Origin of the sequence: Limnofasciculus baicalensis BBK-W-15 (assembly GCF_024178385.1) — a bacterium.
In the GTDB taxonomy this organism is placed as follows: domain Bacteria; phylum Cyanobacteriota; class Cyanobacteriia; order Cyanobacteriales; family Coleofasciculaceae; genus Limnofasciculus; species Limnofasciculus baicalensis.
On the sequence record NZ_JAMZMM010000135.1, the window covers coordinates 1 to 15,026 of the forward strand.

At 44.1% G+C, this 15,026-nt stretch carries 12 protein-coding genes; 9 read left to right on the forward strand and 3 right to left on the reverse strand.

From position 1 onward, the window contains the following. Positions 1-578: 578 nt before the first annotated feature. From NJ959_RS14525 to trxA, 4 genes are all read left to right on the forward strand, one after another. The gene (locus tag NJ959_RS14525) at positions 579-2,825 is read left to right on the forward strand and encodes a transglycosylase domain-containing protein (protein WP_254012469.1); all 2,247 of its coding nucleotides are present in this window, start codon (positions 579-581) and stop codon (positions 2,823-2,825) included. Between the two features lie 551 nt (positions 2,826-3,376). Further along, a complete protein-coding gene (locus NJ959_RS14530) occupies positions 3,377-4,846 on the forward strand; it encodes an ATP-binding protein (RefSeq protein ID WP_254012470.1) in 1,470 nt (489 codons plus the stop codon). Positions 4,847-5,122: 276 nt separating this feature from the next. Next, the gene (locus NJ959_RS14535; RefSeq protein WP_254012471.1) at positions 5,123-6,316 is read left to right on the forward strand and encodes a hypothetical protein; all 1,194 of its coding nucleotides are present in this window, start codon (positions 5,123-5,125) and stop codon (positions 6,314-6,316) included. 262 nt (positions 6,317-6,578) lie between these two features. After that, entirely contained in the window at positions 6,579-6,902 is a 324-nt protein-coding gene (trxA, locus tag NJ959_RS14540; protein WP_254012472.1) for a thioredoxin, read from the forward strand. Between the two features lie 375 nt (positions 6,903-7,277). On the opposite strand, the gene NJ959_RS14545 is transcribed toward trxA, so the two are convergent. Continuing rightward, the gene (locus tag NJ959_RS14545) at positions 7,278-8,036 is read right to left on the reverse strand and encodes an HAD family hydrolase (protein ID WP_254012473.1); all 759 of its coding nucleotides are present in this window, start codon (positions 8,034-8,036) and stop codon (positions 7,278-7,280) included. A gap of 396 nt (positions 8,037-8,432) precedes the next feature. Here NJ959_RS14545 and NJ959_RS14550 point away from each other — a divergent pair, with 396 nt between their 5' ends. Together NJ959_RS14550 and NJ959_RS14555 are read left to right on the forward strand one after the other, a co-directional pair. Then, on the forward strand, positions 8,433-9,278 hold the full coding sequence (locus tag NJ959_RS14550; protein ID WP_254012474.1) for a bis-aminopropyl spermidine synthase family protein: 846 nt from the start codon (positions 8,433-8,435) through the stop codon (positions 9,276-9,278). Beyond that, positions 9,262-9,834: a hypothetical protein gene (locus NJ959_RS14555; protein WP_254012475.1), complete on the forward strand. Its 573-nt coding sequence runs from the start codon at positions 9,262-9,264 to the stop codon at positions 9,832-9,834. The genes NJ959_RS14550 and NJ959_RS14555 overlap by 17 nt, the downstream gene beginning before the upstream one ends. Here NJ959_RS14555 and NJ959_RS14560 read toward each other — a convergent pair. Next, entirely contained in the window at positions 9,831-10,466 is a 636-nt protein-coding gene (locus NJ959_RS14560; RefSeq protein WP_254012476.1) for a hypothetical protein, read from the reverse strand. The two genes, NJ959_RS14555 and NJ959_RS14560, sit on opposite strands and share 4 nt — an antisense overlap. A gap of 3 nt (positions 10,467-10,469) precedes the next feature. Then, the gene (locus NJ959_RS14565; protein WP_254012477.1) at positions 10,470-11,528 is read right to left on the reverse strand and encodes an ImmA/IrrE family metallo-endopeptidase; all 1,059 of its coding nucleotides are present in this window, start codon (positions 11,526-11,528) and stop codon (positions 10,470-10,472) included. 119 nt (positions 11,529-11,647) lie between these two features. Here NJ959_RS14565 and NJ959_RS14570 point away from each other — a divergent pair, with 119 nt between their 5' ends. The 3 genes from NJ959_RS14570 (at position 11,648) to ppk1 (ending at position 15,016) form a co-directional block, all read left to right on the forward strand. Further along, complete coding sequence (locus NJ959_RS14570) at positions 11,648-12,448, forward strand: hypothetical protein (RefSeq protein ID WP_254012478.1); 801 nt, start codon at positions 11,648-11,650, stop codon at positions 12,446-12,448. Between the two features lie 114 nt (positions 12,449-12,562). Next, entirely contained in the window at positions 12,563-12,757 is a 195-nt protein-coding gene (locus NJ959_RS14575) for a hypothetical protein (protein WP_254012479.1), read from the forward strand. A gap of 117 nt (positions 12,758-12,874) precedes the next feature. After that, the gene (gene ppk1, locus NJ959_RS14580) at positions 12,875-15,016 is read left to right on the forward strand and encodes a polyphosphate kinase 1 (RefSeq protein WP_254012480.1); all 2,142 of its coding nucleotides are present in this window, start codon (positions 12,875-12,877) and stop codon (positions 15,014-15,016) included. Positions 15,017-15,026 lie beyond the last annotated feature (10 nt).

Sequence of the window (15,026 nt, forward strand, 5' to 3'; positions counted from 1 at the left end):
ATTAAGGCTGCGAAGTCTTAAGAATCCCCGTGACTTCAGTCCGGGGAGTGTCAACCAGCTCATCCTGATTCAAAAGCAGCCCAACATCAAAAATCTAATATCCAAATTCACGATCTGCTGCGCGATCGCAAAAGCTATGGGGGGTTTTCAGGCTATTGTCTTATAATTGGGTGAGCTACAGAGCAAAGCGCTGATTTTCCTTATGTCAACAACCCCGGTCTCGCATACACGGGGCTTCCAGTCTAAAAACTGAAGCCCGGAAGTTGACCAGCCTCAGTCTCTTGCAGACTACGTTATCGGTAAGCGTTAAAGTTCCTACCAGGAAATGCGTAGCTAGTTTCCTGCTCTAGAACCGAAAAGTTAAACAGGCGTAACGGGTTAAGCCAGTGCTTTTTGGATAGTACCGACCGATAACATTGGCAAAGCTAACTTTACTCGAAAGAGATTGGAGACAACCATATCTCCACTGAGGGGCAACCATATCCCTCCACCCTTTACGGGGTAGGCGGTTAAAACCGAAGAGAGCGCTTTCCTCTCCGGTCTCGCATACACGGAGTTTCCAGCGACGAAGGAATTTTATGAGTCCTCCCCAGCCCCCACAACAGCCGAAAACCCTGATAAATCAGATAACTCAGGCTGTTCAAACGATCCAAGCAAAAGTTAACTTTAATGCAGTGGCCCTTAAGGCCAATGCGAGAGTACCGGAATTGTGGGTGCAAGATGCTACTGCGCCTAAAGCTGATGTCTATCCACTAATCGGCGATCGCTATTTACTGGGGCGATCGTCTAAATCCTGTGATATTGTTGTCCGTAACCCAGTGGTAAGTCAAGTTCATCTGGCTTTGGAACGTTACGGGCGTTCTCAAAGGAATTTTGTAATTAGAGATGAAAATTCGACTAACGGGATTTATCGGGGTAAACGCCGCCTCACTTCCCTAATTTTACGCCACGGTGATGTTCTGACAATCGGACCACCAGAATTAGCTTCATCGGTGCGCCTTCAGTATTTCGATCCACCACCTTGGTATATCTTAGGAATTCGTTACAGTCTTTATGGTATTGGGGGTTTAGTTGGCTTATTGGTATTAGTGGTTTTTATTGAAGCCCTCAAAGTACCCTTACCTCCTTTGCCATCGGGTGTCCAAGGACCTGTTGTCATCTATTCTGATGAGAATGTTCCTCTCCGGCAACCTCGTACATCTTCTCACAGAGAAATGAGGAAGTTATCGGATTTTTCGCCCTATTTACCTAAAGCCTTAGTTGCTTCAGAAGATAGTCGTTATTATTGGCATTTTGGCGTAGATCCCTATGGTATTTTACGGGCAGTTGTGAAGAATCTCCGTGGTGGTGGTATTCGGGAAGGTGCGAGTACTGTTACTCAACAGGTAGCACGGAGTTTATTTCCTGAATATGTCGGACGCGACAATACAGCAGGGAGGAAAATTCGCGAGGCAGTGGTTGCTCTGAAACTGGAGGCATTTTATAGTAAGGATGACATATTAAAGACTTATTTGAATAAGATTTATTTGGGGATTGAAGCTTACGGATTTGAAGATGCGGCTCAGTTTTATTTCGATAAATCGGCTAAGGATATAACTTTATCGGAAGCAGCAACTTTAGTGGCAATTTTGCCAGCACCAAATAGTTTCAACCCAATTGCCGATTATGACACGGCAATAGGATTGCGGAATCGGGTGATCGATCGGATGCGGGCGATGGGTTATATTGGCGATGAAGAAGCATCCAGAGCAAGGCGATCGCGGATTGATGTTAGTCCGAAAGCTAGAGCATTCCTCAATAGTACCAAAGCTCCCTATTTCTACAGCTATATATTCAAGGAAATTCGGGACTTACTTGGAGAAGATTTGGCACAAGAAGGCAATTTTATCGTAGAAACCAGTTTAAATCTGGAAGCTCAAGCCAAAGCAGAAACAGCACTGCGAAACTTTGTTAGTACTAATGGCGCTAACTTACGATATTCTCAAGGGGCGATGGTGACTCTTGATACTAAAGATAGCAGTATTCTGGCAATGGTGGGTGGAATAGATTATCAAAAAAGTCAGTTTAATCGCGCTACTGATGGCCAGCGACAACCGGGTTCGACTTTTAAACTTTTTGACTATACTGCGGCGTTAGATAAAGGTATCCCCGCTAGCCAAACTTATTCCTGTACTCCTCCCATAACTGGAATCAAAAGTTGCGAACGTTCTAGTGGCAATATTAATATGTACCAAGCCATAGCTCAATCGGAAAATGCTGTGGCGATTCGAGTGGCACTGGATGCAGGTTTAGATAGAGTGATTGATGTGGCACGGCGGTTGGGAATTCGCTCAAAACTTACTCCTGTACCTCGATTAGCCATTGGGCAAAGTGAAGTCAATGTTTTGGAGATTACAGGATCTTATAGTGCGATCGCAAATAATGGTGTTTGGAATCGTCCCCATGGAATTAAACGAATTCTCGATAGTGGCGATTGTGCCGATAGAAATAACCCCAAAACCTGTCGGGTAATTTACAGTTTTGACAAGCAAGGAGAAAGGAATATTAAAGCTGTTTCACCCCAGGTGGCAGATACAATGACAAGCCTATTGCGCGGAGTTGTCCAAGGTGGTACTGGGCGTGTTGCTTCACTGGGATTAGGCGAAGAAGCAGGAAAAACGGGTACAACTGACAGAAATGTTGACCTTTGGTTTATCGGTTTTATTCCTAGCCGTCAACTTGTTACTGGAATATGGTTAGGGAATGATGATAATTCTCCCACACAGGGGACTAGTGGGCAGGCGGCTCAGTTGTGGAGTAATTATATGCGCCAGGTGATTGAATAGACTAATCGCTAGACGCTAAAACCTATAAAGTGGTAGCGATAGTTACCCCCAATCTTTTTCCATCCTTGTATAGTAGGTGCTAAAGAGGATAGCACAAACACTGGCAATCCCCCGTGCCAGTTTCATTTTGCTTGTTGGGTTGGTTGTCTGGAATCAGCTACCCTAGCCCATAGCTCTCGAAAGGCACTTCTGCCATTCCTGTAGCGTCTCTAACAGAAGGCGAGCGCAGACAACCACCACAATATTTTCATCCAATCCCCCTTCAGCTTTTTTACATTTAATGTCAAAAGTCCATCATTATTTGATCTAACTGCATTGCTTCATCAAACCTTTATATCTATTTCTGATATCATTGGGAACAAGTAGTAGATTAACTCCCATAGATTCTATCCAGGTACACCAAGCATCACCTTCTCCTACGATTCAGTATTAGGTAATACATTAAATCCTAATATAGACAGAAATCGTACTTATTGGGGAGTCTGAAGCAGAAGGACAGAAGACACGAGTAAAGTTTCATCGGTTCAGCAATAGTGCTGGAGAAAATTTTTATGGTTCAAGCTTACATTGAAAACCGGCAAGAAATTCAGAGAAACCGAGAAATAAGTGCCGCCGTTATCAATATTAGCGGTCGTCAGCGCATGTTATTGCAACGGACTGCTTTGTTCTGTTTTCGGTTAGTCTACAGTCAGAATGAAACCGATCGGCGAATCTGGCGGAATCGGTTGCTAGATACCATCAATTTGATGGAAAAATCCCATAAAGATTTAATCTACGGAGATCCCAGCATCAACCTGCCAGGAATAACATCTGAGTCCATTCGGGATATGTATTTTGGCTCCCCGATGATGGCAGACTATTCTGTACGGCAATATATTACCGCAGTAGAAAAATTAGTCGAAGCACCTGCGGCTGAACTAAATCTAGACAATCCTCATTTTTATTACGTTCAGAGTGCAGCCTCTTACGAGTTGCTCGATATTTTAGACACCATCGTCAGTCAATACGAAAAAGAAAGTAATGCCCAGCTAGAAAGACTTTACGGACAACAAGAAGCCCTCTATCGACAAATTGCCAACGCAGCAGCAGTCGCTCAAGCGCAAACCCAAGAATTAGAAAAATTAATGCTTGAGCTGAAACAATCGCAATTACAAGTTATTCATGCCGAAAAAATGTCCAGCCTCGGTCAATTATTAGCCGGGGTTGCCCATGAAATCAATAATCCCGTTAATTTTATTTGCTCCAATCTCATCTTCGCCCGTCAATACACCCAAGAATTGCTTGGGATACTCAACCTCTATACTCAAACATATCCCACACCACCTCCAGAAATTCAAGAGGAAGTAGAAACAATTGAATTAGAGTTTTTGCTTCATGACTTTCCCAAACTACTTGACTCGATGAAACTGGGCACTAATCGGATTGTAAATATAGTCAAAGCGATTAAAAATTTCTCTCGTATTGATTCAGCCGACTTACAACCAGCAGATATACATGAGAGCATTGACAGTACCCTGGTAATCTTACAGCATCGACTCAAAGGAAGAGGAGAGTTTTCCGGAATTGAAATCGTCAAAAAATATGAAAAAATACCGCCAATCTATTGTTATCCTGGACAATTAAACCAGGTAATTATGAACATCCTCAGCAACGCCATGGATGTATTAGAAACTCAACCTGCCCCAAGAATTATTACCATTCGTACCCAAGTGAGACAAGAGGAATCAGTTGCGATCGGAATCGCAGATAATGGACCGGGGATGACAGAGCAGGTAATAGAAAAAATATTTGAGCCATTTTTCACCACAAAGCCAATCGGGAAAGGTACGGGTTTGGGGTTATCGATTAGCCATAAAATTATTGTGGAAAAGCATGAAGGTTCAATCTGGTGCGTATCGGAGCCTGGAAAAGGAACAGAATTTTGGATTGAGCTACCAATTGAGGGAGGAGTAGGTTCGCTAAATTCTGCCATGATACCAGAGACAAAAGTCGCGTTTTCAGAAATAACCTATCACCGCTGATATTATTGAGCTGTGCATCTAAATTGGATATTTACATTTTTGAAAGGGTTTTTTGGTGTGAAGGTATACAGATTAAATGCGTGACAGCTTAGAATAGGCCTGCCGCCTGTTACACAATATTAGAGCGGGCGAGTCACTGCCGGGTTAGAGTGTGACGACGAGCGATTGGCATAGCTACTCGCCCCTAGACTGAAAATTCCCTATTTCCCATTTAGGCAATAATCCGGGAAAATGAGCTAAGACTTAACCATTGCAAATCATATTTGAGGAGTGACATTGAAAAATACTGTTTTTAGACCAATTTCCCACCTACTCGGTATCGGCGCATTGACAATCGCCAGTAGTAGCCTCTCAGCCCATGGGGAAATCCCCAGTGCCAATAAATCTCTTGAACTATTACCAGCAGCAGGAACAACTTCATTTGTAGAGGAAGGGACAACTCAGGCAGCTCTCACCCAAACACGCCAAGAAACAGTCGATTCTCAGTCTCCCTCTAATGTAGTAAATTCAGCTTTATCGGTTGAGCCAAGGAAACCTAAATATGACCCCCTCTTCGGTTTCAATACTCCTCAACCCAACCTACAGTCTGTAAACCCAACTCGCCATGAACCATCTGTAAACCCAACTCGCCATGAACCATCTGTAAACCCAACTCGCCATGAACAGTCTGTAAACATAACTCGCCATGAGGAGATTAATCCCAATCCTGGTTATATAGCTCATATCGATAAGCCTAAAGCTAATAGTCAGATTGGACAATTAAAACAGATAAGTAACCATCGCGATCGTACCCCAGAGCGAGCAAATAGTGCGATCGCAACGTCAGCCTTCAGGATCCCACGGAGCGCACCAGCCCAGCCAATTGCAGCCAACCCACTAGCCCAGCCAATCCCAGCCCCACCCATCCCAGGTGAAGTAGGCACCTCTGCCCAATTATTAATTGCACCCCAAATCGAACAATCGGTACAACAGGCATTCCGCCTCTTCTCCAACAAACCCAAAACTATATTAGCCCAAGCCGATTTAGATCCCCGTCGCGGTACAACAGCGAGAGTGCCCAACTATATAGGAATCGGTGGCAATCTCGGGTTAAGCGATAACAGTACCAGCACCTCATTAGGTGACGGCGGCTTTGTGGTGAATGGCAAAATTAGTCTAACTCCCAAATTATCATTAAGACCAGCCGCAATTTTAGGTAATGATGCAACGTTTCTGATTCCCCTCACCTACGACTTTTTGATTCCTGCAGTCGATCCCTTTGAACCCGTTCGATTTGCACCATTTCTGGGGGGTGGCCTCGCTATTTCAACTGATGATGATAATAGTATCGGTTTCTTATTCACAGGAGGAATTGATGTTCCCATATCACGGGCTTTTGTTGCCAATGCTTCAATAAATCTTGGTTTTATTGAAGACGAGACAGACTTCGGCTTGATGATTGGAGTTGGTTATACCTTCCCCAAACCTTAAAAAGTCAAAATAGCGCCAAGCACCAGAATTTTAGATTTGGGATTTTCCTTGAATCAAGACTTACACTCATACTCTATCTGTAGGGTGCGTTAGCTACCCTTCGGGAAGGCTGCGCCAACGCGTAACGCACCAAGCAAATTATTAGTAGTGTAGTTGCCTAAATTCGATTAATATCATATCTCCTTAGATTGATTTGTAGTAGGTACTTAAGTACCTACTACAAATCATACTATAACGGATAATCACCTTTGGAGAAACAGAAATGGGTACGGCTACTTTCATTCAAGATGAAACGGAATTTGATTCACTCCTAGCAACTGAATCTTTGCTGGTAATAGACTGCACCGCCACCTGGTGTGGTCCATGTAAATTGATTGCTCCTTTGATGGACAAACTAGCAGATGATTATCAGAATCGCGCTAAGGTTTTTAAACTGGATTTAGATACGAATAAGCTAGTTGCCAAACGATTTGGGATTAAAAGTATCCCCGCTGTAATGTTCTTCAAGCAAGGTGAATTAATGGAAACATTAGTAGGTGTCAAGCCCTACGAAAAATTCACCAGTACCCTGGAACTATTCTTATAAGTCGAAAAACCTAACCCCCCAGCCTGCTTCCCTAGTAGGGCTGTTTCATTCTCCCACAGCAACAGGTTAAAACCTGTTGCTACACTGGCTTTACCGCCCTTCGGCGGTTCAACTTATTTGTTAATAAGCTAATGCAAAACTTGCTAACCTGCGAAGGCAGGTTTTGTCTGTATAGCGACAGATTTCAATCTGTCGTAAAATTTGAGAATGAAACAGCCCTGCTTCCCTAGTAGGGAAGGGGGAGCCGGAAATATTAATCTTAGATCTTGCACCAGCTCCAAAAACCTGCTTTATTCCGATTATTGAAACTTGAAACCCTTAATTATTCATTGAAAAATCTGGTTTTTCAGGTATTGTTAACAATAGTGCAAGATCTCAGTTTAACAAACGATAAACTAAATCCAAATCCAAATAACTCCCATCCCCCACATCACCAGCTATAACCCTAAAAGGTTGTTCAGGTTCTCCCAAACAATCTAATACCAATAAAGCATCAGAAAAATCTCGATCTTTCGTATAATCATTAACAGTAATTATAGTCTGGATGCCAGCTTTTCTAGCAGCAATTAACCCTTGGTGAGAATCTTCAAAAGCCAAACAAACATCAGAATTTAATCCCATTTCCCGCAAAACATACTGATAAATATCAGGGGCTGGCTTTTTCGCAGCCACGATATCGCCCGCTGCAATAACCTCAAACCAGTCGAGACTATCCTTACCTAGCTGCTGAGTCAAAAGAGTAGTAGCATTAGGAAGAGCGCTAGTAGTTGCGATCGCTAAACGTATTCCTTGGCTTCTGGCTTGGTCTATCAATCGCTTCACACCAGGGCGTAAAGGAATAACTGCCTCTGCCAGTAGCTTTTGGTAATGGTGGGTTTTGGCTTTGTGTAGGTTAGCAATAAATTGGGTTAAATCGGCAGGAGGTTGAAAATCGGGACGGTATTTTTGTAAGTAAAAGTGGATGCGCTCCTTACCACCCGCTACCTCAAGTATTTCACCATAGAGGGAAATACTCCAATTCCAATCCAATCCAGCTTCAGCAAAGGTGCGATTAAAGGCGACTCGGTGTCCATCCCTTTCTGTGTCTGCTAAAGTACCATCAACATCGAAAATTAAAGCTTGTAGTTTATTCATTTATTGTGCTACTTGGGTTATTTTGCTGAACATCCGTGTAAATATTGCGATATTTTTTAGCTAAAATCCTTAGTTGACGCTGGAATTTTGGAGAAAATGTCAAACTGATTAATGCTTCATTATTCGACATGTGTATCAATCCGATCCCACAATTGACTGAACGGAATCGGAAGCGCCCAAGGATCGATTTTTCGGTACATGGGTCTAGATCCAGGTACAAGGATTTTCTGGTATTTTATCAAATATCCGAGTATCTCTTCAACCCTCTGCACCTCTCAAACTATTCCTGAGTCTGGGTTTCTGCTTTATGCAGCAAACCCTATATAATGACTGGGGTTAAGACTTTGGAAAACAGGAGTAGTCAGCTTTCCAGAAGGTTGATCTCAGGGGACTTCTATGGAATTTGACCTGCGAAAGGCAATCAATGCAATTTCAGATGTTGTTCAGAACCGACCAGCTCCTATTCGCGAGTTTGACCAAATATACATGAAGGTCGCCGATATGGTGATCCAAGCAGAGTACGTAGCTCGTGTTTTTGACAACAAGGATGTCGTATTTGTTGGGGATGGTGATGGAATTGCACTGTCCACAGCTCATTTGAAAGCTCAAAACGTCATCAATTATGGGCCTAATTCGATCGCTGTACTTGATTTTGACGAGCGCATCGTTAATTCAGTGAGGCGATTTGGTGAAAAACTTTATCCCAAAATAGAGGTTTCAGCATACCTTTATAATGTAGCAGAAGCCTTGCCACCAGAGCATTTTTGTGCGTATGATGCGTTTCACATCAACCCGCCTTGGGGGGCAAGCAACGGTGGAGAAAGTGTCATAGCTTTTTTCGAGCGCGGCAGTCAGGCAACTAAGGATAAAAGCTTGGGTATTGTGGTTATAGCGGACGATCCCGATTTACCTTGGACTCAGGAAGTATTACGGGATACACAAAGCCGTGCCATTGAACTCGGGTACGTCGTGTCTGAAATGCTGCCGCAGTTGCATAGTTATCACCTCGACGACGCACCTGATTTACGTTCATGTTCATGTTTATTGCGACGCATCGATCCCAATCGCATGGAGTCAACATCGAAACCTCTTGATTTAGAACGACTTGAGAATTTTTATGGCAAGAATTCCCCGCTGCGCTTTCGATACGTGCGCGAGCGGGCGACTTTGAACCCCGGCAGGGAATCAGACCAACTCTACATACTTGAAAAACTTGAGGTGAATAATGAACAACAAGATTAAGAATGCAGGTCTGATATTTATGAAAGTAGGTCTGCACGCGCAGGAAAGTATCGAAGATATCATCAAGCGTAAACAACGCGAGTTTGAAGAGACAGGTTCGATTTTCTGGGGTTATGGTGGCAATACCTGCCATCCTCTAAAGATGGTTCAACCGTTTGCACAACAAGTAGAAGGAAGTGGCAACCAAGTCCTTATTGTTATGCAGAAAATGAACTCTAGACACGCTGCTCCGCCAGAAATTGCTAAAGAGTATTCGGATGATGGTGTAAATTGGCAACCGATTCCCAAAGGTATAGAAGTTCGTGGATCGCGCCATGCGTTGGTTCTGGATGAGCTGAGGCTGGAGGAATTCGACTTGAATCTAGGTGAACTAGAGGTTGGAGTCGGTCCTAGTCGCGGACGTAAAGCCGATCAGTATTTGATTGGTCAGGCAGACAAAGGATGCTTTCTTTACAAGCCTTCAGAGCTACCAATTGAAGAGAATGAACAGGTCATAAAGCATATTGAGCTGGTTGCTCGCGTTAAAGCACCCTATGCAGTTTTCCTCAGAAATTAATCAGATGGTACATAAAGTAAAGTACCAGTTTTCCTGCGTAAGTCACTGATGTACGAAGCAAAGCCCTCCTTCACTGATTCAAAATCAGCCGGGACTGTTACCCCAAAGACGTTATTCAGCGTCTTATCAACATCCGGCTTGGCTCGTACCAGTTCTTGAATGAGGGTAAATCGATACTCAGCTAACATGGAAAACAGGACTTCCACGGAAACTACACGACCTGCTAGAGCTTTGGAGACATGAGCTACAGAATCATAAGAGCAAAGTGCCTCAAGAGAGCGCTTGTCACCTGTAATTACAAGTGTATTCCTGTTATTAGCAGCCACTGCGAAGAGTAGTGCTTCTCCAGCATCAATATTTGGAACAGCGTTCAGGATATCCAATAAATCCGGGTCGGCTAATCCAGCATCCAGTCGATTAGAGGTTTTAAAGAATGCTTCCAGCCTTGCTGCACTTTCCTCATCTTTACAAAACCGCAAGCGATTTTTAGCAGGCAAGAGTCGGTATTTAGCGGCTGGAAGTACACTCACGTCAGTAGGAGTACATTTGAATAGAGCTAGAGCTTGATCGAGCAACCCATAACGCGCAAGTTTGAGTAAGGCATCGTTATCAATCAGAAGTGACTGGTTCATGAGCTACCTGAAAGCAACGTATGAACCAGCAACCTTATCAAGCTCATTGCCAGAATCAGTAACCCTGACAAGAAACTCGATAGTATCCGTTGGTAGTGCTTCAGGCTCGATACCGCCCCACATTGCTTCACCGATGACCGCCGATGCAGGCGGATTATCACCCTGTAGCAACTTCGCCGCAGCAATACCAATGCCCCATTTGCCAGACTGATTCGCAAAATTCAACACAATATGCCCAGGATCGATTTGGTTTGCCTTACCAAAGTCATATGCAGTATCCGCCAATTCCCTAAAATTAGCCTGATTCGCCAAGGTGTAAGTTGCCTTTTGCCTGCCGTTTAACAGCTCGATCGCGAACATATCGGCGGCACGTTCGTCCAAATCATTATCCTTTGAGATAGATGAGTCTTCACTGAGTTCCTCATCGACCAATATTTCGCCCGGTAGTACATGCCCAAGCACTATGTGGGCGATTTCGTGAGCCAAGATAAAGAGTTGCCATGCCCAAAGCGGTGATACTTTTGATAAAATAATGACTGGTCGATCGCCAGTATGAACCACCATACCATCCATCTTCACGACACCTTGACCGAGTTCTGCTAAATAAACCACAGGTACACCATGCGACCAGCAGCTCATCAACAAATTTCTTAGCCCCAACCATTTACCTGGAAAAGAACCAAGCACGTCTTGGCGCAGAGCATCGGCACTGCCTGCAAACAAACTGAATTCCACTCGGCAAGCTGATGCAACAGATTCAGCAACGCTAATAGCAATTGATGTCGCAGCCGTTAGGTTCTTTGACTTTTTCGGTATCGAGCGCTTGTACTTTATGTCACGTCGCTCAAGTGATTCAACTCGCGGATTTACCGCAAAGAGGGGACTCGCACGAAGACCCAATCGTTTCGCCAGAATTGTTGCAATCTCCGATGACACTGTAGCATCCGATAGCACTTCCGGTGTTACCCACTCCGGCAGCAAAATATTTTGCAGGCTGCGCGGGAAGCCAGCAGACTCAAGTGACCTAAAAATCATGTCAATCTGGCGATCGGGTACGCTCAAGTGAATCTCCTGCTAAGTCATCTGTTTTTATGTGTAGCCCTTTCAATTTTTATGATAACCCTGAATAACACTTGTCTAGCTGCTGGTAAGATCTAATCGCTTGGAGATACATATTGACAATGAACAAGTTACCACCGACATTCTGCTGGACAAAAATGGGGACTGAAGCCAGTGAAGAGTTGACAGCAATTATTCGTAGGAAGGAATGGGAGCGGCAGTTATGTAACGGATTCTTTTTATGGGGGATTGGTCAGTCTCTGGGTGAAAACGCCAAATTTGCTGCTCGTGACATACCATCTTTGCGTGCGATTTTTTCTCCGATGCCCAGCAAACCAAAGGCGATCGATGTAGCACCGACTGGAGTTGTCTTGTGGAACGCATGGGTTGACGCACAAGGACAAACACGACAATTACCAATTCACTACTTTGTCACTAGCCGTGCATCTTTGCCTTCGGGCAGAAAAAAAGAGAATCATTACGCTCTGGTATGTTTTTCTGACAGGGCATTGGATGCACAGCAAGAAGATACGTGCATCGACCCTCGCCACCTTCGTAACATAACAACAAATAAACCTCTTGGACCCTCACAGGTGACGGCTGTTGTACGTGTCTTGAGCCAGAAAGATGAGAGCTGTGATAGTAAAAGCTATGCTGTTAGCTTTACTACTCAACTCTGTCCACCATATTGTGTGCAACTAGCCCAGCCAGTGCTGCTGGAAGCAAGCAAATTGATTGAGATTAAAGCAATTTCGGACTCGGGCAACATTGAATCGTGGCGGACTTTGGTGAGACATCTGCGTTCCCGGATAGTCGATCGGATAGATTGGGTTCAATGTACGCTCGACTTGGGTGAGATCTCTATGCCCCTTGATTGGGAGGACAAAGTAAATTCTTTAGCTTTTCAATATCCTTATCTGTAGAACTCAGATCTTGTACCTGCTCCAAAAACCTGCTTTATTACGATTGTTGAAACTTGAAACCCTTGATTATTCGTTTGTTTCTCTACTCTTGCTACTACAGCAAAAATCTGCAACATGAGTGTTCGCAAAGCTCAATCAACCCTCAAATCTCTGGAAAGCAAAGGTTTAATTCAGAAAAAGCAGCGCAAAGGTCGCACAGACGTTTACAATCTGGCTCCTGATATCAGGGATAAACTTCAGGATATTAGGGATAAACTTCAAGCGACCAGAAAAACAGAGGATGAAGATGAAGATGATTTGGAAGTTTAGAGCTGCTGTGAACCTACCCTGAAAAATCCCATTGGCTGTAAACTGACCTGTGGACTCTCTCAATACTGTCAGTACTCACTCTCATAAACTGTGGGGCGCTGAAGCGGCAAGGCAATCATGACTCAATCTAAGAAAAAAGCAACCACAGTTAATCTCAGTGACCCGCAATACTACTTTAACCGCGAACTAAGCTGGTTAGAGTTTAATAACCGAGTATTGCACGAAGCCACTGACTCTCGTACTCCCCTCCTGGAGCGTCTGAAGTTTATGAGTATTTTCAGCTCAAACCTAGACGAATTCTTCATGGTGCGCGTCGCAGGCTTGAAGCGACAAGTGGAAGAAGGAGTGACTAAGCTGACACCAGATGGTCGCACACCAAGGGAACAACTTGAAGAAATAAGTGCGCGATCGCGTCCTATCATCGTTGCACAACATCAACATTTTGAAAAAGTACTGAGAAGCCAGCTTACAGAAGAGGGTATCCACATTCTCAACTATATGGACTTAAACCAGGAACAGCGGAGTTACCTGCAAAATTACTTTGAGGAGCAGATTTTTCCGGTAGTAACACCTCTGGCGGTAGATCCCAGTCATCCCTTTCCCTATATTTCTAGTCTCAGTCTAAATCTAGCAGTAGTTGTTAAAGATCCTGACACGCGAGAGGAATTTTTTGCCCGGGTGAAAGTCCCCAAAGTCTTACCTAGATTTATTCCTCTGCCCCAAGAATTGCGTCCCTCTAAAGGGGGAAAATCAGCTATTTGGGCAGGGGTTCCCATTGAGCAGGCGATCGCGCATAATTTACAATATCTATTTCCGGGGATGAATATCCAGGAATATCACCCCTTCCGGATTACTCGCAATGCCGATTTATCTGTGGAGGAAGATGAAGCGGATGATTTATTATTAGCTATTGAGGAGGGACTGCGCAAACGTCGTTTGGGGGGTTCCGCTGTCCGGTTAGAAATTCAATCTACCACTCCAGAAGCGGTGTTAGAACAGTTGATCGCGGGGATGGATGAACTCGATCGAGGCGATGTTTACGAGGTTGAGGGTTTACTGGGATTGCGAGATTTGATGTCCCTGATAGATTTGCCAGCTCCCCAACTCAAAGATCCGGTTTGGACACCAGTAATGCCGCCTCGCTTACGTTCATCTTCAGCAGAGGAGGAGGGAGAAGATTTTTTCAGTTTAATTCGCAAATCAGATTTGTTGGTTCATCATCCTTATCACTCCTTTGCGGGAACAGTACAGCGTTTTATTACTCAGGCAGTAGACGATCCGGATGTGCTAGCGATTAAGATGACTCTCTACCGTACCTCCGGTGACTCGCCAATTGTTGCTGCTTTAATTAATGCAGCAGAAAATGGCAAACAAGTTGCGGTATTGGTAGAATTGAAAGCCCGTTTTGATGAAGAGAATAATATTGTTTGGGCGCGGAAGTTAGAAGAAGCGGGAGTCCATGTAGTATACGGATTAATTAAGCTTAAAACTCATACTAAAGTTGTCCTGGTAGTTCGTCGGGAGGCAAATAAAATTCGCCGCTATGTCCATATTGGGACAGGAAATTATAATCCCAAGACTGCTAGACTTTATACTGATGTTGGTATCTTAAGCTGTCGGGAAGATTTAGGAGCAGATTTAACTGATTTATTTAATTATTTGACAGGTTATTCTCGGCAGCGCTCCTATCGTAAGCTATTGGTTGCCCCTGTGAATTTGCGCGATCGCACTATTGGGATGATTCGCCGGGAAATCGACCATTGCCGCAATGGTGGCAGGGGTCGGATTGTTGCTAAAATGAATTCTTTGGTCGATTCTAAAATTATTGCTACCCTCTACGAAGCCTCTCAAGCTGGGGTTCAAATTGATTTGATTGTCAGAGGTATTTGCTGTTTGCGTCCCGGTGTGGCAGGGGTGAGTGACAATATCCGGATTATTAGTATTGTAGGGCGATTTTTAGAACATTCACGGATTTTTTACTTCCAAAATCAGGGAGAAGAAGAGGTATATATTGGCAGTGCAGACTGGATGCCTCGGAATTTAGATCGTCGAGTGGAGGCGGTTGTCCCTGTAGAAGATCCGGAGATTATCAAAGACTTGCAAGAAATACTGGGCGTTATGTTAGCAGATAATCGTCAAGCTTGGGAATTGCAATCTGATGGTAACTACGTTCAACGTCAGCCTACTGAGGGTACTAAAGAGGAAGCATCTCAAAAGATTTTAATGGAGATGACCAGCGGATGCCGTATCGGGGAGTAGGGGATAGGGG